The following is a 20,315-nucleotide window of genomic DNA, read 5'->3' on the forward strand; positions in this document are numbered from 1 at the left end:
GGGTGCGCACGGGGTACGTACGGGGTGCGTACGGGCGGAACCTTTCGTGGTTCCGATGCCTTCCTTAAGCGGATCCTAAGGATCCCCGCCCGCGCCCCCGGACACCTTTTTGTCCGTTTCCCAGTCGCTAGCGTGCTGCCGCACCCCCTCCCCACCCCCCAGTACGCAGAGGCAGGCACGCGATGGGCACCAGTTCGCACCGGCGCAGGACGAGCACCAGGACCAAGGCCGTCGGAGCGGTCGTCGCGGCGGCGGTCGTCGGCGGCGCCGTCTTCGCGTTCACCGGTACGGCCCAGGCCGCCGCGGTCGGCGCCGCGTACACCCGTACCAGCGCCTGGACCGGCGGCTACACCGGCCAGTACGTCGTCACCAACGAGACCTCCACCGCCCAGGCCGACTGGACCCTGGAGTTCGACCTCCCGGCCGGGACGACCATCGGGTCCCTGTGGAACGGCGAGCACACCGTCTCCGGCCGGCACGTCACCGTGAAGCCCGCCAGCTGGAACAAGCAGCTGGCCCCCGGCCAGTCCGTCACCGTCGGCTTCGTCACCTCCGCCGCCGGAGAGGCCGGCGACCCCGCCAACTGCCTCATCAACAAGGCGGCCTGCTCCGCCGGCGGCACCGCCCCCACCCCCAGCGGCCGCCCCACGGACCCGCCCACCGCGACGGCCTCCCCGTCGGCGACCGCGAGCCCGAGCGCCACGGCGAAGCCCACGCCCACCGCCACCGCCACGGCCACCACGAGCCCGAAGCCGACCGCCACCACGACGACCGCGCCGACCACCGCGCCGACCCCCGCCCCGACGCCCACCGCGACCTCCACCGGCGCCCCCGTCACGGCCGCGAAGTACGCCCCCTACGTCGACACCTCGCTCTACCCGGCGTACGACCTGCTCGCGACTGCCGACGCCACCGGCGTGAAGGAGTTCAACCTCGCCTTCATCACCTCCGGCGGCGCCTGCGCCCCGCTGTGGGGCGGGGTCACCGACCTGGGACACGACAAGGTCGCGGCCCAGATCGGCGCGCTTCGCGCCAAGGGCGGCGACGTCCGGGTCTCCTTCGGCGGCGCGGCAGGCCACGAGCTGGCCCTGAACTGCTCCTCGTCCTCGGCGCTGGCCGCCGCGTACGGCAAGGTCATCGACCAGTACAAGCTCACCAAGGTCGACTTCGACGTCGAGGGCGCGGCCCTGCCGGACACCGCCGCCAACACCCGCCGCTCGCAGGCGATCGCCCAGCTCCAGAAGTCCCACCCGGGCCTGAACGTCTCCTTCACCCTGCCGGTCATGCCCGAGGGCCTCACCCAGCCCGGCGTCGACCTGCTCGCCGACGCGAAGCGGAACGGTGTCCGCGTCGACGCCGTCAACATCATGGCGATGGACTACGGCCCGGCGTACAGCGCGGACATGGGCACGTACGCCATCCAGGCCGCGACCGCGACCCAGGCGCAGATCAAGGGCGTCCTCGGGCTCTCCGACGCGGCCGCCTGGAAGGCCGTCGCCGTCACCCCGATGATCGGTGTGAACGACGTCGTCACCGAGATCTTCACGGTCGAGGACGCCACCCAGCTCGTCGACTTCGCGAAGTCCAAGGGCATCGGCTGGCTGTCGATGTGGTCCTCGACCCGTGACAAGCAGTGCGCGGCCGGCGCGGTGAACTACGCGGACGCCACCTGCTCCTCGATCCTCCAGCAGCCGCTGGCCTTCACGAAGGCCTTCGCCGCCTACAAGTGAGCCGCTGAGTCCCCCCACGAGCGCGCGCCCCGGCCGGAGCCACCCCACCGCCGGCCGGGGCGCGCATCCCTACCCGGCCGCCGACGGGCGTACCGCGCAGGCGTCGGCGATCGCCGAGGTGTCCCAGTAGAAGGGCCGGACCTCGGCGATCCGGCCGTCCCGCACGGTGATCGTCTGCAGGATCGGGAAGGTCAGCGCGCGGCCGGTGGCGCGGGCGCGGGCACGCACGCGCGTGAGGACCACCGCGGTGGGGCCCGTGGCGAGGAACTCCTGTTCCGTCATGTCGAAGGACTCCCACACCCGGCTCATCGTGAGGAAGAAGCGCTCCAGGCCCGCGTGTCCGTGCCAGGTCCCGCCGTACGGCAGGGTGGCGGCCTGGTGGAGGACCACGTCGGGCGCGAAGGAGGGGGCGAGCGGCGCGAAGGAGGCTTTGCCGGGGCCTCCGGCCGCCAGGTAGGCGGCCTCCGCCGCGTACATGCCGGTCAGGACTGCCGTCGAGTCGGTGGTGGGGGAGTTCGTCGTCATGCCGCCAGCGTGACCGGCCGGAACGGATCACGCTGGCGGCTGTCGGACGTCGACCTGGCGTCGGCCGTCTCCGTACGCCCGTGCCACGCCCGTACTACGCCCGTGCGGCCTTCCACTCCTCCGCGTAGTCGGTGAAGATCGCCCGCAGATGGTGGCCGATCTTCAGGTAGTCCAGGTCGTCCAGGTTGGCGAGCGACACGCGGACGGACCACTCGGGGCCGTCGAAGCCGCCGCCGTTGAGGAGGACGACGCTGGTCTGCTCGGCCAGCCGGAACAGCGGGTCGACCGGCTCGTAGTTCTTCTCCAGGAAGTCCGCGAAGTCCTTCCCGTGGACCCGCTCCGCCTCCGCGAGGAGGTCGAGCTCGATGTAGTACCCGGCCCGCTCCGGGTCGTCGGCGATCTTCATCCGGGCGCCTTCGAGGAGCAGGTCGAGGCGCTGGCGCACGATGCCCCGGATCTTCTCCTTGTACGCCTGGCCCTCGTCGAGCAGGTCGAAGAGGGAGAACAGCGTCATCATGACCTGCTGGGGGAGCGAGAGCCCCGCCGTGTGGTTGAGGGCGACCTGGCGGGAGTCGGCCACGAGACGGTCGATGAACCGGATCTTCGCCGGCTCCAGGCTCAGCGTGCCGTACCGCTTGGCGAGGCGGTCCTTCTCGGCCCCCGGCAGGTTCGCGATCATCTCGTCGATCACGTTGTCGTCGTGGAGGCCGATGACGCCGAGCCGGTGGCCGGTGCAGCCGTAGTGCTTGGAGTACGAGTACACCAGGAGCGTGTTGCGCGGCAGGTCGGCGGCGAGGGAGCGGAAGCCCTCGACGAAGGTGCCGTACACGTCGTCCGTGACGATCAGCAGGTTCGGGTTGGGGCCGGCGACGATGTCCTTGATCTGCTGCGTCACCCGCTCGCTCAGCGCGAGGGACGGCGGGTTGGACGGGTTGACGACGCAGACCAGCTTCACCGCCGGGTCGGCCAGCTTCGCGACCTCGTCGGCCGGGTAGCGCCACTCGCGCACCCCGGTCTCCGCGAAGAGGCTCGCGCTGACGGTGACCACGTCGAAGTCGTACGTGTCGAGTTCGGGGATCTCGATGTACGGGGTGAAGACCGGCACCATCAGGGCGATGCGGTCGCCCTTCTTCAGGATCCCGTTCTTCATCAGGGAGTCGAAGATGTAGCACATGGCGGCCGTGCCGCCCTCGGTCGCGAAGAGCGACAGGTTCCCGGCCGGCGGCCGCTTGTCGAACATCTCGTCGGCGAGGTAGCCGCGTACGACCTGCTCGGTGTGGGTCAGGATCCGGTCCGGTACGGGGTAGTTGTCGCCGATCGTGCTGTCGGTCAGCTCGTGCAGGAACGCGTCCTTGTCGAAGCCGAAGCGCTCGACGCCGTACTCCACGCACCGCTGGAGCAGTTCGATGCCGGGCAGGTCGGGGTGCTGCCGTACGAAGGTGTCGAAGCGGGCGCCGGAGCCGGGGAGTTCCGGCATGCCGCCGAGGTTGTCGGCGGTCCACACCCGGCGGGACTCGGACAGCGCGAAGTAGCCGAGGGCGAAGAAGGCCTCGCGGGGGCCGGTGGCGACCCAGTTCGGGTTGCCGCGGCCCGCGTTGAGCATCTGCGTCTGCGACTTCACCTTCTGGCCGGGCTTGCCGGCCTGCGCGGCCTGCGCGATCTGGATGAACTTGTCCTTCAGCTCGAACGGCGAGAGCTGCGCGAAGGACTGGATCTCCTCGCGGGTGAAGGTGGTCTTGGGCACGGGGAACTCCCTTGAGGACGTCAGTGGTTGAGGAGGACGATCACGGCGCCCCAGATGGTCAGCAGGACGTTGCCCACCGCATAGGGGATCGTGTAGCCGAGCGTGGGGATCTGGGACCTGGACTGCTCGTTGATCGCGCCGATCGCCGCGGTCGTCGTCTGGCCGCCGGCCAGGACACCCATCAGGATCGGGAAGCGGATCTTCTGGACGTAGTGGCCGTACAGGAAGCCCACGATCAGCGGGATCACGGTGGCGACCGCGCCCCAGATCAGCAGCCCCCAGCCGGCCGACGACAGACCGCTGGTGAAGCTCGGCCCGGCGTTGATGCCGACGACGGCGATGAAGAGGCAGAGACCGAGGGTGTCCATGAACCACTGGGCACCCGGCGGCACGTTCCCGTACGTCGGGTACTTGCCGCGGATCCAGCCGAAGACCAGGCCCATGATCAGCGCGCCGCCGGAGGTGGAGAGCGAGATCGGCACGCCCGAGACGGTCAGGGCCGGGATGCCGACGCAGCCGCCCAGGAAGATGCCGAGGCCCACCCAGAGCATGTCGGTGGCGAAGGAGGTCGGCACGGGCTTGCCGATCGCCTTGCCCGCCGGGTCGACGAGCCGCTTCGGGCCGGTCAGGACCACGGTGTCGCCGCGCTCCAGCTTCGTGGAGAGCCGGTACGGGAACTCCGCGCCCGAGCGGTAGATCCTGTCGACGTACACGCCGACCATGAAGGGCTCCCGGCGCAGGTCGGCGACCGTCCTGCCCAGCTGCTCCTTGTCCGAGGCGACGACGTGCAGTGTCTCCGTCCGGTAGCCGAGCAGTTCGACGTCGTCGGTCTCCGGGCCGATGTGGGTGCGGGCGTCGAAGTCGACGAGTGAGCCGCGCAGCGCGCTGACGGCCACGGTGTCGCCCGCGCGCAGCACCGTCCGCTGGTCGTGGTCGAGGAGCTGCCCGTCGCGCCGCACCCGGGTGAGGTAGATGCGGCGGCCGAGCGCCTGCTGCTGCTTCTCGAAGTCGTCGATGGTGCGGCCGACGAGGTCGGGCCGTTCGATGCGGTACGCGCGGAGGACGACCGTGTAGTAGCCCTCGGCCAGGTCGGGGTCGTCGCCCGGCGCGTCCAGCTCCTTCGCCAGCTGGGCCGACTCGGCGGCCAGGTCCCGCTTGTACAGCTTGGGCAGGACGTTGGCGAGGAGCATCGCGCAGAGAATGGTGCCGAGCGGGTACGTCACGGCGTAACCGATCGCGACCAGGTTCTCCTCGGTCTTCAGCTGCTCGGCGGAGAGCCCCGGCAGGTTGCCGATGGCGTCCTGGGCGACACCGATGACCGCGGACTGGGTGAGCGCGCCGCCGAGGAGGCCGGCGGAGAGCCCGGGGCCGTACCCGAGCATGACGGCGAAGCCCCAGGAGACGAGGAGGCCCGTCACGCAGACGACGAGGGCGTTGACGACCTGCGGCAGACCGTCGTTCCTCAGGCCGCGGAAGAACTGGGGGCCGACCTTGTAGCCGAGGGCGAAGAGGAACATGGTGAAGAACAGGTTCTTCACCGTGCCGTCGACGGTGACCTCGAACTGCGCCCCGAGCAGCAGCCCCGCCACCAGGCAGCCGGTGACGGCGCCGAGCGCGATCGCCTTGTAGCGGAGCTTGCCGAGGAGGAAGCCGAGCGCGACCGTGATGAAGATCAGCAGCTCGGGGTGGGGCTGGAAGACGTTCCGGTCGAGGAAGTCGATCATCGGGTCATGGGTCCTCTCACGCTCCGAGGATGCCGACGAGGAGCGGGCCGGTCAGCGGGAGCAGGAAGTTCGAGAGCGTGTAGGTGATCGTGTAGCCGAGCATCGGGACCGAGCTCTGGGCCACCTGGGTGATCGAGGTGATCGCCGGGGTCGAGCACTGCTGGCCCGCGATGGCGCCGATGAGCAGCGGCTTCTCGATCTTCAGGAGCTTGCGGCCGACGACCAGGGAGATCGTCGCGGGCACCAGGACCATTGCGATCCCCGCGAACGGCAGCAGCGCCCCGTACTCCTTGAGCAGCGGCCAGGCCTGCGGGCCCGACACCAGCCCCGTACAGGCGATGAAGATCGCGAGGCCCATGTCCTTGAGGGTGGAGGCGGCCTGCGGGGGGAAGGCGCCGAAGGTCTGCGTACGGGAGCGGAACCAGCCGAAGAGCAGCCCGGAGATCAGACAGCCGCCGCCCGTGCCGAGCGACATCGGGACGTCGCCGAACTCCACCACGACCTGCCCGAGGAGCGAACCGCAGACGATGCCGAGCCCCAGGTAGATGAAGTCGGTGGCGTCGTTCTTCACGACCGCGCCGACCTTGGACGCCAGCTTGCCGAGGCCCGAGCGGGCGCCGACCAGGGTGAGGACGTCACCGCGGTGGACGACGGTCTCCGGGGTCGCCGGCAGATGCTGGTCGTTGCGCAGGACGTCCGTCACGTACACCCCGCCGGAGGTGAACTCCGGGTGCTCCTTGGCGAGGGTGTCCAGGGACTTGCCGACCACGGCCTTGTCGGTGAGCGAGACCTCGGTGGTGGCGAGCGGGGTGTCCAGGCCGGGGACGGCCGGGGTCTCGGGGCCGATGACCCGCCCCGCCTCGATGATGTTGGCCCGGCGGCCCACGGTGAGCACCAGGTCGGAGAGGGTCAGTTCGAAGCCGGGCGGGGGAGGGGTGAGGACCTTGCTGCCCCGCTTCACCGCCTCGACGGTGACCCGGCCGCCGAGCGAGCGCTCCAGGTCGCCGACCCTGGTGCCGTCGGCGTGGGTGACCAGGAAGGTCCGGCCGACCATGCCGGGGAGGGCCTCGCGCTCGTCGGACTCCAGGCCCCCGCCGGAGCCGCGCATCTTCTCCCACAGCTCGCGGGAGGCGTCGCGGAGGTTGATCCGCAGCATCATCGGCATGATCTGGCTGGTGTAGATGACGATGGTGATGAGACCGAAGAGGTAGCAGACCGTGTACGCGGTGGCCACGTGCCCCTGGTACTGGGTGATCTGCTCCTGCGTCAGGTCGGAGAGCTTGCCGATGGCCTCGGTGGCCGTACCGACGACCGCCGACTCGGTGGCTGCGCCGGCGAGGATGCCGGCGGCGGTGCCGACGTCGAGGTCGAAGGCCCCGGCGAGGCCGAGGGCGATGCCGACGACACAGACGACCTCGATGAGGCAGAGGGCGAAGAAGCGCAGGCTCTTCTTGTTGAGGTTGGAGAAGAACTGCGGTCCCGCCATGTAGCCGAGCGAGAAGATGAACAGCGCGAAGAAGATCGTCTTCACGTCGTCGGAGACGGTGACCTTCGCCCAGGCTCCGAGGAGCAGCGAGACGATGAGGGTGCCGCAGATGCCGCCGAGGGTGATGGGGCCGACCCGGAGCTTGCCGACGAGGTAGCCGGCGGCGAGGCAGAGGAAGAGGGCGAGTTCGGGATGGTCACGCAGGATCCCCATCGGCCCTCACCGCGCCCAAGAAGGGCTAAATGTGAGGATATTGGACATAAGGGGACGCTAACAGGGGGGAGCGGGGAAGTGGATCACCGCCTCGCCCGAACGGGTGAGCGGACGGTACGGGGAAGGGGGGAGGGCGATACGGGTGAACGGAGGGAGCCGGAGGCCGCTCGCGGCGCTCAGCCCTTCACCGCGCCCCGCATCACCCCGCCCACGATGTGCCGCCCGAACAGCGCGAGCACCACGAGCAACGGCAGCGTCCCGAGCAGCGCCCCCGCCATCACCACCGACTGGTCGGGCACATGCCCCCGCCCCAGCCCCGTCAGCGCCACCTGCACCGTCGGGTTCCCGGTCTGCGTCAGCGCCAGGACCGGCCAGAAGAAGTCGTTCCACGCCGCCACGAACGACAGCATCGCGAGCACCGCCATCGCCGGCCGCGCCGCGGGGAACACCAGGTGCCACACCACCCGCAGCGTCCCCGCCCCGTCGACCCGCGCCGCCTCCAGGAGCTCCGGCGGCAGCGCCCGCAGGAGGTGCTGGCGCATGAAGAAGACCCCGAACGCCGAGACGAGCGAGGGCAGCACCACCGCCTGGAGCTGGTCCGTCCACTGCAGCCGCGCGATCAGCAGATAGAGGGGTACGACCCCGAGCTGGGGTGGGATCAGCATCGTCGCCCCCACGAGCAGCAGCAACGCGCCCCGGAACCGGAACCGCAGCCGGGCGAAGGCGAAACCGGCGAGCGTCGAGAAGAGCACCGTGCCCGCCGCGACCGAACCCGCGACCACCGCGGTGTTGGCGAGGGCCTCACCGAGGCCGCCCTCGGCCCAGGCGATCCCCAGGTTCCGCGGCAGGTTCCGCCCGAACCGGAACGGCGGCGGCGCCGACGCGAGCCGCGTACTCGTCCGAGAGGCCGCCACCGCCGTCCACACCAGCGGGAAGAGGGAGACCGCCGCGAAGAGACCGAGCAGCGTGTACGTACCCCAGCCCGCCCGTACCGTCCGCATCAGACCGCCCTCCTCTGCCCGAGGAGCCGGGCGATCCCGAACACCACCACCAGGATCAGCAGCATCGCCCAGGCGATGGCCGCCGCCCGCCCCAGGTGCAGGTTCACCCACCCCTGCTCGTACAGATACAGCCCCAGCGTCTGGTACTGGTGGTCCGCCCCGCCCGAGGCGCCCGCCCCGCTGTTGAACAGCAGCGGCTCACCGAACAGCTGGGTCGCGCCGATCGTCGACACGAGGACCGTGAAGAGCAGCGCCGGCCGAAGCCCCGGCAGCGTCACGTGCAGGAACTGCCGCCACCGCGAGGCCCCGTCGAGCGCCGCCGCCTCGTACAGCTCGCGCGGGACGGTCTGCATCGCCGCCAGGTAGATCAGCGCGTTGTAGCCGGTCCAGCGCCAGATCACGATCGACGAGACGGCGGCCTTCGAGGCCCACGGGCCGTTCTGCCAGTCCACCGGGTCGATCCCGACGAGCCCCAGGACCCAGTTGACCATCCCCTGGTCCCGGCCGAAGAGCAGCGCGAAGACGAGCGTCGCCGCGGCCACCGAGGTCGCGTACGGAGCGAGCGCCACGACCCGGAAGGCCAGCTGACCGCGCAGCCGTACGTCAAGGAGGTGCGCCACACCGAGGGCGAGCAGCAGCTGCGGGACGGTGGCGAGGACACCGATGGCGACGGTGTTCGACAGGGCGTTCCAGAAGAACTCGTCGTGCAGCAGCCGGGCGTAGTTGTGCAGCCCCACCCACTCCCGGGCCTCCGGCGCGGTCAGCTCCACCCGGAACAGCGAGGTCCAGGCGGTGGCGACCAGCGGGAAGAGGCCGAACGCCCCGAAGAGCAGGAAGAACGGGGCGACGAGCACGTACGGGGCGGAGCGCGACCGCAGCCGCCCGAGGCGCACGGGCCGCCCCTGCCCCCGAACCGGTTGTGGCCTCAGGGGAGTGGCGGCGGGCGGGGGGACGGGCGTACCGGCCGGTGGCAGGAACGGGTCCACGGGGTCCCTCGTCTCGGTCAAGGGCGCTCACCGGTCCAACGCGTTGTCGATCGCCCGCATCGCCGCCCGCCAGGCCGAGTCGGGCGACCGCCCGGTCTGGTCGACCTGGAGCATCCCGATGTCGGAGAGGATCTGGTTGACGAGCCCGTCCTTGGGCCCGACCGGGGCGAGCGGCACTCCCCGGGCGGCCGCCGCGAAGAGCGGCCCGGTCGGCGCGTCCCCGAAGTAGGGGTGCCGCGCGTCCGCCACCTGCGGCAGCCGGTACGCGGCGGAGGCGCTCGGGAAGCCGCCGCGCCGGGCGAACAACTGGGCCTGCTGCTCGGGCGCGGTCAGCCAGGCCGCGAGCCGGGCGGCCTCGGCCCGCTGCCGCCCGGCGGACGGCACGACGAGGAAGGAGCCGCCCCAGTTGCCGGGCCGGGGCGCCACCGCCACGTCCCACCGCCCGCGCGCGGCAGGCCCTGACTTGTCCTGGATGTAGGCGAGCATCCACGCCGGGCAGGCGATCGAGGCGAAGGCCCCGCGCGCGAACGCCTGGTCCCAGTCGGGCGTGAACTGCTGGAGCCGGGCGGTGAGCCCGTGCCGGGCGAAGTCGGCGGCGAGGTCCCAGGCGGCCCGCACATACGGGTTGGTCCCCACCACGAGTTCGCCGCGGGCGTCGTAGTAGCGCAGCGGAGCGCCGGAGACGGCCGCGGCGAGCACCCCGGAGGCGGAGTCGGTGAACGCCACGCCCTCGGGCGCCCGTTCGGCGAAGCGCCGCCCGACCTCCTCGTACTTCCGCCAGTCCCCGGCCCACAGGCGCCCGACGGTCTCCCGGTCGGTGGGCAGGCCGGCCGCGGCGAAGTGGTCCTTGCGGTAGCAGAGGGCCAGTGGGCCGATGTCCGTGCCGAGCCCGAGGGTGCGGCCGTCGGGGGTGGTGGCCTGCGCCCATTTCCACGGCAGGAAGGTCTTCTTGTCGACGCCGGGCGCCGAGCCGAGGTCGTCGAGCCGTCCGGCCTGGGTGGCGACGACCTCGGCGATGTTGCCGACCTCGACGGCCTGGACGTCGGCGAGGCCGGAGCCGGCGGTGAGGTGGGTGAGCAGCTGCGGGTAGTAGACGTCGTTGCGGGAGAGCGAGGTCTGCCGGACGGTGACGTCGGGACGGAGCCGCATGTACGTGTCGTAGAGCCCGGCCTCCTGGAAGCCGAACTCCCCGAAGACGCCGACGGTGAGGGTGATCGGCCGCCCGGCGCCGTCGACGCGCTCGCGGTCGGGCACGGGGGAGGGCTCCGGCGGGTCGGTGGCGCACCCGGCGGAGAGCGCGGCGGCCAGGAGGAGGACGAGGGCGAGGACGAAGGCGGGGGCGGGTACGAGGGGCCCGCGTCCGGCGGCGGGTACGAGGGGCCCGCGTCCGGCGGCGCCGGGCCGCGTCCTCCTCCACCACATGATCCCGACCGTAGTGCGCGGGACCACGGGGAACGGGGAGCCCGCCAGGCGCACCACCCGGACGGCCGAGCGTCGTCGAACGTCTTCGACGACTCCCGCACCTTGACCGTGTTCTGACAGTCGCCGAATAGTGGGAGCGCTCCCATACTTTTCTCGTCGACAGGACCCCCATGCGCAGAACACGACACCTCCTGGCGGGGCTCGCCCTGACCGCCGGCCTCCTCGCGGGAGCGGCACCGGCCGTCACGGCCGCACCGACTCCCGCCGCGCCCCCGGCCGCGCCCGCCGCCGCGCCCCCCTCGTACACCTGGAAGAACGTCCGGATCGACGGCGGCGGCTTCGTCCCCGGCATCGTCTTCAACCGGGCCGAGAAGAACCTCGCCTACGCCCGTACCGACATCGGCGGCGCCTACCGCTGGAACCAGGCCGCCTCCTCCTGGACCCCGCTCCTCGACCACATCGGCTGGGACGACTGGGGCCACACCGGAGTCGTCGGACTCGCCACCGACTCCGTGGCCCCCGACCGCGTGTACGCCGCCGTCGGCACGTACACCAACGACTGGGACCCCGGCAACGGCGCCGTCCTCCGCTCCGCCGACCGCGGCGCCACCTGGCAGCGCGCCGACCTCCCCTTCAAGCTCGGCGGCAACATGCCGGGCCGAGGCATGGGCGAGCGCCTCGCGATCGACCCGCACAAGAACAGCGTCCTCTACCTCGGCGCCCCCAGCGGCAACGGCCTCTGGCGCTCCACCGACTCCGGGGTCACCTGGTCGAAGGTCACCTCCTTCACCAACCCCGGCAACTACCAGCAGGACCCCACCGACACCAGCGGCTACAACTCCGACGAACAGGGCATCGTCTGGGTCACCTTCGACGAGTCCACCGGCACCGCCGGCCGCGCCACCAGCACGATCTACGTCGGCGTCGGCGACAAGGAGAACGCCGTCTACCGCTCCACCGACGCCGGCGCCACCTGGACCCGGCTGCCCGGCCAGCCCACCGGCTACCTCGCCCACAAGGGCGTGCTCGACGCCGAGAACGGCTACCTCTACCTCGCGTACAGCGACACGGCGGGCCCGTACGACGGCGGCAAGGGCCAGGTCTGGCGGTACGCCACGGCCACCGGCGCCTGGACGGACATCAGCCCCGTCGCCGAGGCCGACACCCACTACGGCTTCAGCGGCCTCACCGTCGACCGGCAGAACCCCGGCACGGTCATGGTGTCCGGGTACAGCTCCTGGTACCCCGACACCCAGATCTTCCGCTCCACCGACAGCGGCGCCAGCTGGACCAGGGCCTGGGACTACACCGCGTACCCGAACCGCGCCGACCGCTACACGATGGACGTCTCCTCCGCCCCCTGGCTGACCTGGGGCGCGAGCCCCGCCCCGCCCGAGCAGACGCCGAAGCTCGGCTGGATGACCGAGGCCCTGGAGATCGACCCGTTCGACTCGAACCGCATGATGTACGGCACCGGCGCCACGATCTACGGCACCACCGAGCTCACCCGGTGGGACACCGGGACGAAGTTCACGATCCGGCCCATGGTCGCGGGTCTTGAGGAGACCGCCGTCCTCGACCTGGCCTCGCCGCCTTCCGGAGCCCCGCTGATCAGCGCCCTCGGCGACATCGGCGGCTTCCGGCACACGGACCTCACCAAGGTCCCCGCGATGATGTTCACCGGCCCCAACTTCACCTCCACCACCAGCGTGGACTTCGCCGAGACCAAGCCGGACACCGTCGTACGCGCCGGGCACCTCGACGGCGGCCCGCGGGTCGCGTTCTCCACCGACAACGCCGCCACCTGGCGCGCCGGACAGGAACCCGCGGGCGTCACCGGCGGCGGCACGGTCGCCGCGTCCGCCGACGGCACCCGCTTCGTCTGGAGCCCCGAAGGCGCCGGCGTCCACACCGGCACCGGAGGCGCGTGGACGGCGTCCACCGGCATCCCGGCCGGCGCGACCGTCGAGTCCGACCGCGTCGACCCCCGCACCTTCTACGGCTTCGCGGCCGGCGCCTTCCACGCCAGTACGGACGGCGGCCTGACCTTCACCACCAAGGCCACCGGCCTCCCCGCCAAGGGCAACGTCCGCTTCAAGGCCGTCCCCGGCAACAAGGGCGACATCTGGCTCGCCGGCGGGGCGCCGGACTCGGCGTACGGCCTCTGGCACTCCACCGACGGCGGCGCCACCTTCACCCGGATCGCCGGGGTCGAGCAGGCCGACACGATCGGCTTCGGCAAGGCCGCGCCCGGAGCCACGTACCCCACCCTCTACACGAGCGCGAAGATCGGCGGCGTACGCGGCGTCTTCCGCTCCACCGACGCGGGCGCGAGCTGGGTCCGGATCAACGACGACGCCCACCAGTGGGGCTGGACCGGCGCCGCGATCACCGGCGACCCCCGGGTCTACGGCCGGGTGTACGTCTCCACCAACGGCCGCGGCATCCTCTACGGCGACACGGCCGAGACCGGCGACGGCGGCACCCCGACGGACGCGTGCAAGGTCGCGTACAAGGTGACCAACCAGTGGCAGGGCGGCTTCACGGCCCAGGTCACCCTCCGGAACACGGGTATGGCTCCGCTGAACGGCTGGACTGTCCGCTGGACCCAGCCGGCCGGCCAGCGCGTCACCCAGGCGTGGAACGCGACGGTGACCCAGACCGGAGCGGACGTGGCGGCCTCGCACCTCTCGTACAACGCGACGGTCCCGCCGGGCGGCTCGGCCACCTTCGGCCTCAATGGCTCCTGGTCGGGCGCCAACCCGCCCCCGACGACGCTCAGCTGTACGTCCGGCACGTAGACCGGAACGTGGAAACGACTCAGGCCCCGGTTCTTTCGAACCGGGGCCTGAGCCTTCAGGGTGAGTAACGGGACTTGAACCCGCGACATCCTGGACCACAACCAGGTGCTCTGCCAGCTGAGCTATACCCACCATGCCCGGCGGTTTTCCCGAAGGTTTCCCTGACCGGCCGAGAAGAAGTCTACAGGGTGATGGAGGGTGCTCGCGCCCGCGTTTTCCGCAGCGGGTTCCGGGGGCGCGAGCGGGCGGTCATTCCGCGGGCAGGACGTGACGGGCCGCGATCTGCTTCGCGGTCTCCGAGTCAGGGCCGGGCTGCGGGACGAAGACCGCCTCCCGGTAGTAGCGCAGCTCCGCGATGGACTCGCGGATGTCGGCGAGCGCCCGGTGGTTGCCGTTCTTCTCCGGACTGTTGAAGTACGCCCTCGGGTACCAGCGGCGGGCCAGCTCCTTGACCGAGGAGACATCGACGATCCGGTAGTGCAGGTGGCTCTCCAGGGCGGGCATGTCCCGGGAGAGGAAGCCGCGGTCCGTGGAGACCGAGTTCCCGCACAGGGGCGCCTTGCCGGGTTCCTTGACGTGCTCGCGGATGTACGCGAGGACCTGGGCCTCCGCGTCGGCCAGCGTGGTGCCGCCGGGCAGCGCGTCGAGCAGTCCCGAGGCCGTGTGCATCTGGCGCACGATCTCCGGCATGGTCTCCAGCGCCGCGTCCGGCGGGCGGATCACGATGTCCACCCCGTCGCCGAGCACGTTCAGTTCCGAGTCGGTGACCAGTGCGGCCACCTCGATGAGTGCGTCGTCCGTCAACGAGAGCCCGGTCATCTCGCAGTCGATCCACACCATGCGATCGTTCATGCGTCCTACCTTAGGTGCTCTTCCTGCGGGGGAAGCGGCCGACGGGCGCCCGGGGGAGGTCTCCCCGGACGCCCGTCGGTCCTGCGGTGCGCCGCTTGTGGCCGCGCGGGTCGGTGTTACGGCGCGCTGCGCTGGCCCGGCAGCGGCGCCCGCCCGGGGGCGAAGGCGTCGGACTGCGGCTTGCCGGGTTCCAGCGGGGACGCCGGGCGCCGGGCGCCCGTCGCGACCTGGGTGGGCACGACCGTGTCCAGCACCGTCGTACCGCTGTCGCCCTGCGGCCGCCGCGCGCGGTACGCCGCCCGGTAGGCGGCCGGCGAGGAGCCGAGCTGCCGCCGGAAGTGGCCGCGCAACGCCACCGGCGAGCGGAAGCCGCACCTGCCCGCGACCTCGTCGACCGAGTAGTCGGAGGTCTCGAGCAGCCGCTGCGCCTGGAGCACCCGCTGGGTGATCAGCCACTGGAGGGGGGCCGAACCGGTCAGCGAGCGGAACCGGCGGTCGAAGGTCCGCCGTGACATGTACGCACGGGCCGCCAGGGTCTCCACGTCGAACTGCTCGTGGAGGTGCTCAAGGGCCCAGGCGACGACCTCGGCCAGCGGGTCGGCGCCGATCTCCTCAGGTAAAGACCTGTCGAGGTAGCGCTCCTGACCGCCGCTGCGCCGCGGCGGGACGACCAGCCGGCGCGCCAGGGCGCCCGCGGCCTCCGTGCCGTGGTCGGTCCGCACGATGTGCAGACACAGATCGATTCCGGCCGCGGTGCCGGCGGAGGTCAGCACGTCCCCGTCGTCGACGAAGAGCTCCCGGGGGTCCACGTGGACCGACGGATAGCGCTTGGCGAGCGTCGGCGCGTACATCCAGTGCGTGGTCGCCGGACGCCCGTCGAGCAGGCCGGCCGCGGCGAGGACGAAGGCGCCGGTGCACAGACCGACGATCCTCGCGCCCTCCTCGTGGGCCCGGCGCAGCGCTTCGAGCGCCTCCGGCGGCGGCGGCGAGGTGATCGACCGCCAGGCCGGGACGACGACGGTGCCCGCGCGGCTGATGGCCTCCAGGCCGTAGGGCGCGGTCAGTTCGAGTCCACCGGTGGTCCGCAGCGGGCCGTCCTCGCCCGCACAGACGAGCAGCCGGTAGCGGGGCACCCCGGCGTCCTGCCGGTCGATGCCGAACACGGAGAGCGGGATGGAGCTCTCGAAGATGGGGCCGCCACTGAACAGCAGCACCGCGACGACTTCGCGACGGCGGCGCCCGGTCAGTTTCCGTGCGGCCTCCGGCGCAATAATGGAGTCCTGGCTCATGACGCTAAGCCCCCCTCGGTGTTCGCGTCTCCCTGGTCGTGTCGCTCCTGCACGTTTCCCCTCGGTTTTGCACGAGACCCCAGTCTTCGGTACCCATGATCGAATCTACTGCGTCCCGTGGCGCCGGCGTGACAAGTTCTTCATCCGGTGGATTGTCGACAAGGCCACTTGGCGCGAAGCGATCGATGGCGAAGTCTGCCGTCCGACGGCCGTCCCGGGGAGGGGTGGCGCGGCGAACACCCCCGTACGCGGGGGGTGTGAGCCCTTGTGGCGGGGCGTTTTCGGGTGTCGGCGCCGGGGTTGGGCAACCGTTCCGCCAAGGACTCGCCGGGAGATGGAAGTTGGCTGAAAACATATCGGTTCGCGTGTACGAACCTGTCAACTCGAAGGGGAACAGGCCCGGCGGAGGCCTCCGTTTCGGCCCGGTTTAGCCCTAGGCGTTCCGGCGGATCAGGGCCTAGCCGCGCCGCCTACCGCGACCGCTCCCGCCGCTTCCGCCGTGCCCGCCGCTCCCGCCGCTCCCGCTGGGTCCGCCGCCCCCGCCGTACCCGCAGCGCAGCCCGCGCTCCGAGCGGCGCAGCAGCACCCGGCAGGCCGCCGTCACCGCGACGAGGCCGAGCGCGGTGCCGGCGGCCCCGCCGAGCGAGGTGCCGTAGGCGACGAGCACCACCGGGACCAGGACGCAGCAGAAGACCGCCCAGCGGACGACGTCACCGGCCTGGTCCGCCGCGCCCGCGCCCGGAGCCGCCCCCGGCATCCCTGGTGCCGCCCCCTGCGCAATTCCCGGGTCCTGGCCCGCCGCGGCGGGCCGGGAGGGGGCGGGGGCCCGGCGGCGGCCGCGAGGCGCGGCGAGCACGGAGGCGGGCGTGGTGGAGGTCTGGCCGGCGGCGGTCGATGGTGCGGGCACGGGCGGTCTCCCTACGACGGTGGGCTGGACCTGTGGGCAACGAGGAACGGAACGTTCCGGTCACTCTGGGCGACGTCCGTTTGGCCCCCGTACGGACGCCTGTAGGACACAACCGGCATTGCCAGATCCCGAGCCGCTCGTGCATGCTCCCTGGAACGCCGTGCGCGAGCGGCGGGCACGCCGGGAGCGGCACGGTGGGCTCTGGGCAGGAGAGGAGTGTCGCCGTACCCTTGGGGGTATGGGCTTGGGAAGATGATTCCCGGACACACAGCTCCGCCGCCACCCTTGTTCCGTCCGCTCCCTTTCCCCGTCCCTTCCCACGAGGACCCTCTTCGCCGAGACACCGATGGCCGGTCACGAATTCCCCGAACCCGCGGACCGCAAGCGCGTCGCCGACTCCACGGTCGACCCCCTGGCGGTAGAACAGCCACGTCATGCCTGCGACCCGGCCTTCCGGCACGGGGTGGTCGTCGGCTTCGACGGCTCCACGTCCAGTGAGCGCGCCCTCGCCTATGCCATCGGCATGGCCCGGCGCTCCGGCTCGGGCCTGATCATCGTGCACGTGGCCAACCGGCTGCCCACCACGGTGTGGGCCGGCTGCGAGCCCCCCGTCTTCGTCGACGTACCCGACCACCGCACCGAGGTCCTCGGCCTCGAGCTCGCCTGCGCCGAGCACCTCTCCGAGGTGCCCTGGATCCTCGTCGAGCGCGGCGGGGACATCTGCCACGAGCTGGAGGAGGTCGGCCGCGAGTACTCGGCCGACGCGATCGTGGTCGGCTCCACGCACGGGATCGTCGGCCGGATCTTCGGCTCGGTGGCCGGGCGTCTGGCGCGGCGCGCCCAGCGGCCCGTGATCGTCATCCCGTAGGCGCCCACCGCGCGGGTCCGGTTTCTCCCAACTGCCGTCATCCGGCCATAAATTCGGCCTGCGGTAGGTGAATTGTGTGCTTGTGAAGGGTAGATAAGGGTCACCGGATCAGCTTCCGGTTGTCACCGGATCAGTCTCCGGATCACGCAGCTAACACAGCACGCCCGCACTCCTGAAGGGAGCCCGCCGTGGACAACGACGTCGCCGCGGGGAACAGCACCTCCACTCTCGGCCACCTCGCACTCGGACTGACCCTGCTCGCCTTCGGGTTGGGCGGTACGGGTGTCATCGACAACGTCGCGGCATCGGATGCCGCGGGCCTCGCCACCTGGGTCGGCGGGGTGGCGCTCTTCCTCGTCGGCATGCTCGCCCTGCGCGCGGGCGACAAGGGCGAGGGCACGGCGTTCGCGGCGCTCGGCGCCTTCTGGTTCACCTGGGGGACCGCGGCCGGCGGCGGCGCCTCGGCCGACGCGGTCGGCGTCTTCATGCTCCTGTGGGCGCTCCTGGCGCTCACGCTGACGATGGCGGCCTCGGGCAGCGGGCTGTTCGGACAGGGCGTGTACGGGCTGCTGTTCGTCGCGCTCCTGCTGCTCGGCATCGGGGCGCTCGCCGACACCGGGGGCCTCGGCAAGGCGGGCGGCTGGGTCGCGGCCGTCGCGGGCCTCGTCGCCTGGTACGGCGCCACGGCGGCGGTGGCGGGGTGGCCGATGGCCTTCCGCCGCTCGGCGGGCAGGAGCGCACCCGCCGCGGGGTAGGTACGGGAAGTGAAATCGGTCCCTGTCGCACCTGGGTGTGCGACAGGGACCGATTTCGTGTCCGGTCGATCCGCCGGGGGACAGGCCCGGCGGCGCGGGTCGGGGGGACAGGCCCCGACCGGCTGCTACTCGACCGTGACGGACTTGGCCAGGTTGCGCGGCTTGTCGATGTCGCGGCCCATGGCGAGCGCCGTGTGGTAGGCGAGGAGCTGGAGCGGGATGCCCATCAGGATCGGGTCCAGCTCGTCCTCGTTCTTCGGCACGATGATGGTGTGGTCGGCCTTCGCCTGCGGCTGGTGCGCGACCGCGAGGATGCGGCCGCTGCGGGCCTTGATCTCCTCGAGGGCGGCGCGGTTCTTCTCGAGCAGGTCGTCGTCGGGGACGATCGCGACCGTCGGCAGGGCCGGCTCGATGAGGGCGAGCGGACCGTGCTTCAGCTCGGAGGCCGGGTAGGCCTCGGCGTGGATGTAGGAGATCTCCTTGAGCTTCAGGGAGGCCTCGAGGGCGACCGGGTAGCCCCGGACACGGCCGATGAACATCATCGACTGGGCGCCGGCGTACGCCTCGGCGATCTTCTTGATCTCGTCCTCGGTCCGGAGGATCTCGCTGATCTGCTCGGGCAGCTTGCGCAGGCCCTCGATGATCCGCTTGCCGTCGGTGACGGACAGGTCGCGGATGCGGCCCAGGTGCAGGGCGAGCAGCGCGAAGGCGGTGACCGTGTTGGTGAAGCACTTGGTGGAGACGACGCAGACCTCGGGGCCGGCGTGGACGTAGATGCCGCCGTCGGCCTCGCGGGCGATGGCGGAGCCGACCACGTTGACCACGCCGAGGACGCGGGCGCCCTTGCGCTTGAGCTCCTGGACGGCGGCGAGCACGTCGTAGGTCTCACCGGACTGGGAGACGGCGATGTAGAGGGTGTCGGGGTCCACGACCGGGTTGCGGTAGCGGAACTCCGAGGCCGGCTCGGCGTCGGCGGGGATGCGGGCCATGGACTCGATGAGCCCGGCGCCGATGAGGCCGGCGTGGTACGAGGTGCCGCAGCCGAGGATCTTGATGCGGCGGATGGTGCGGGCCTCGCGCGGGTCCAGGTTCAGGCCGCCGAGGTGCACCGTGGAGAAGCGGTCGTCGATCCGGCCGCGCAGCACGCGGTCGACCGCGTCGGGCTGCTCGGAGATCTCCTTGTGCATGAAGGTGTCGTGGCCGCCCATGTCGAAGGAGGCGGCCTCCCACTCGACGGTCTCCGGGGTGGGCGTGGTGGTGGCGCCGGCGATCGTGTACGTGCGGAAGTCGTCGGCCTTGAGGGTGGCCATCTCGCCGTCGTCGAGGGTGACGACCTGGCGGGTGTGGGCGATCAGGGCGGCGACGTCGGAGGCGACGAGCATCTCCTTCTCGCCGATGCCGAGGATGACCGGGGAGCCGTTGCGGGCCACGACGATGCGGTCGTTGAAGTCGGCGTGCATCACGGCGATGCCGTAGGTGCCCTCGATGACCTTGAGCGCCTCGCGGACCCTGTCCTCCAGGGTCACGGCCTGGGAGCGGGCGATGAGGTGGGTGATGACCTCGGTGTCCGTCTCGGAGGCGAAGACGACGCCGTCGGCCTCCAGCTTGGCGCGGAGCTCCTGGGCGTTGTCGACGATGCCGTTGTGGACGACGGCGACCTTGTTCTCGGGGTCCAGGTGCGGGTGCGAGTTGACGTCGCTCGGCGCGCCGTGGGTGGCCCAGCGGGTGTGGGCGATGCCGGTGGTGCCGGTGAAGCGCTTGGGGACGCGGGCCTCCAGGTCACGGACCCGGCCCTTGGCCTTGACCATCTTCAGGCCGGAGGCCTTCGGGCTGGTGACGACCATGCCGGCGGAGTCGTAACCGCGGTACTCCAGGCGGGCGAGGCCTTCGAGCAGCAGCGGGGCGACGTCGCGCTTACCGATGTAACCGACAATTCCGCACATAAAGGTGAAACCCCTCCAGGTTGACGATGGTGCTTCTCAGCCGCGTCTCGGCCGGGTCCCGGCCGGGTC

15 protein-coding genes and 1 tRNA gene are annotated in these 20,315 nt (G+C 71.4%); 4 read left to right on the plus strand and 12 right to left on the minus strand.

Annotated elements, in window-relative coordinates; translation table 11 throughout:
- Window positions 1-182: 182 nt before the first annotated feature.
- Window positions 183-1,730: a glycoside hydrolase family 18 protein gene (locus ABT034_RS00480; RefSeq protein ID WP_351209678.1), complete on the plus strand. Its 1,548-nt coding sequence runs from the start codon at window positions 183-185 to the stop codon at window positions 1,728-1,730.
- A 69-nt stretch (window positions 1,731-1,799) separates the two neighbouring features.
- On the opposite strand, the gene ABT034_RS00485 is transcribed toward ABT034_RS00480, so the two are convergent.
- From ABT034_RS00485 to ABT034_RS00515, 7 genes are all read right to left on the minus strand, one after another.
- Window positions 1,800-2,255, minus strand: coding sequence for a nuclear transport factor 2 family protein (locus ABT034_RS00485; protein WP_351209680.1), 456 nt, complete (start codon window positions 2,253-2,255; stop codon window positions 1,800-1,802).
- A 94-nt stretch (window positions 2,256-2,349) separates the two neighbouring features.
- On the minus strand, window positions 2,350-3,999 hold the full coding sequence (locus ABT034_RS00490) for a bifunctional aspartate transaminase/aspartate 4-decarboxylase (RefSeq protein WP_351209682.1): 1,650 nt from the start codon (window positions 3,997-3,999) through the stop codon (window positions 2,350-2,352).
- Between the two features lie 20 nt (window positions 4,000-4,019).
- A complete protein-coding gene (gene aspT, locus ABT034_RS00495) occupies window positions 4,020-5,723 on the minus strand; it encodes an aspartate-alanine antiporter (protein ID WP_351209684.1) in 1,704 nt (567 codons plus the stop codon).
- A 16-nt stretch (window positions 5,724-5,739) separates the two neighbouring features.
- A complete protein-coding gene (gene aspT, locus ABT034_RS00500) occupies window positions 5,740-7,422 on the minus strand; it encodes an aspartate-alanine antiporter (RefSeq protein ID WP_351209686.1) in 1,683 nt (560 codons plus the stop codon).
- Window positions 7,423-7,598: 176 nt separating this feature from the next.
- Window positions 7,599-8,423 carry a carbohydrate ABC transporter permease gene (locus ABT034_RS00505; RefSeq protein WP_351209688.1) on the minus strand — a complete coding sequence of 275 codons (825 nt, stop codon included), beginning with the start codon at window positions 8,421-8,423 and terminating at the stop codon, window positions 7,599-7,601.
- Complete coding sequence (locus tag ABT034_RS00510) at window positions 8,423-9,316, minus strand: carbohydrate ABC transporter permease (protein ID WP_351209690.1); 894 nt, start codon at window positions 9,314-9,316, stop codon at window positions 8,423-8,425. Before ABT034_RS00510 ends, ABT034_RS00505 begins: the two co-directional genes overlap by 1 nt.
- A 120-nt stretch (window positions 9,317-9,436) precedes the next feature.
- Window positions 9,437-10,831, minus strand: coding sequence for an ABC transporter substrate-binding protein (locus ABT034_RS00515; RefSeq protein ID WP_351209692.1), 1,395 nt, complete (start codon window positions 10,829-10,831; stop codon window positions 9,437-9,439).
- Between the two features lie 170 nt (window positions 10,832-11,001).
- Here ABT034_RS00515 and ABT034_RS00520 point away from each other — a divergent pair, with 170 nt between their 5' ends.
- The gene (locus ABT034_RS00520) at window positions 11,002-13,632 is read left to right on the plus strand and encodes a cellulose binding domain-containing protein (RefSeq protein ID WP_351209693.1); all 2,631 of its coding nucleotides are present in this window, start codon (window positions 11,002-11,004) and stop codon (window positions 13,630-13,632) included.
- Window positions 13,633-13,691: 59 nt separating this feature from the next.
- Here ABT034_RS00520 and ABT034_RS00525 read toward each other — a convergent pair.
- From ABT034_RS00525 to ABT034_RS00540, 4 genes are all read right to left on the minus strand, one after another.
- Window positions 13,692-13,764: transfer RNA gene (locus ABT034_RS00525), tRNA-His, on the minus strand.
- 117 nt (window positions 13,765-13,881) lie between these two features.
- Window positions 13,882-14,484: an oligoribonuclease gene (orn, locus tag ABT034_RS00530; protein ID WP_351209695.1), complete on the minus strand. Its 603-nt coding sequence runs from the start codon at window positions 14,482-14,484 to the stop codon at window positions 13,882-13,884.
- A 116-nt stretch (window positions 14,485-14,600) separates the two neighbouring features.
- A complete protein-coding gene (locus ABT034_RS00535) occupies window positions 14,601-15,773 on the minus strand; it encodes a helix-turn-helix domain-containing protein (protein ID WP_351209697.1) in 1,173 nt (390 codons plus the stop codon).
- Between the two features lie 457 nt (window positions 15,774-16,230).
- A complete protein-coding gene (locus ABT034_RS00540; RefSeq protein WP_351210405.1) occupies window positions 16,231-16,530 on the minus strand; it encodes a hypothetical protein in 300 nt (99 codons plus the stop codon).
- A 496-nt stretch (window positions 16,531-17,026) separates the two neighbouring features.
- Here ABT034_RS00540 and ABT034_RS00545 point away from each other — a divergent pair, with 496 nt between their 5' ends.
- Both ABT034_RS00545 and ABT034_RS00550 read left to right on the plus strand, forming a co-directional pair.
- Window positions 17,027-17,548 carry a universal stress protein gene (locus tag ABT034_RS00545; protein ID WP_015033782.1) on the plus strand — a complete coding sequence of 174 codons (522 nt, stop codon included), beginning with the start codon at window positions 17,027-17,029 and terminating at the stop codon, window positions 17,546-17,548.
- 188 nt (window positions 17,549-17,736) lie between these two features.
- A complete protein-coding gene (locus ABT034_RS00550) occupies window positions 17,737-18,303 on the plus strand; it encodes a GPR1/FUN34/YaaH family transporter (RefSeq protein ID WP_351209699.1) in 567 nt (188 codons plus the stop codon).
- 125 nt (window positions 18,304-18,428) lie between these two features.
- Here the strand turns inward: ABT034_RS00550 and glmS are convergent, their stop codons facing one another.
- Window positions 18,429-20,246: a glutamine--fructose-6-phosphate transaminase (isomerizing) gene (gene glmS, locus ABT034_RS00555; protein ID WP_351209701.1), complete on the minus strand. Its 1,818-nt coding sequence runs from the start codon at window positions 20,244-20,246 to the stop codon at window positions 18,429-18,431.
- Between the last annotated feature and the right edge of the window lie 69 nt (window positions 20,247-20,315).

The sequence above is a fragment of the Streptomyces sp. NPDC002773 genome (genome assembly GCF_040295605.1).
In the GTDB taxonomy this organism is placed as follows: Bacteria; Actinomycetota; Actinomycetes; order Streptomycetales; family Streptomycetaceae; genus Streptomyces.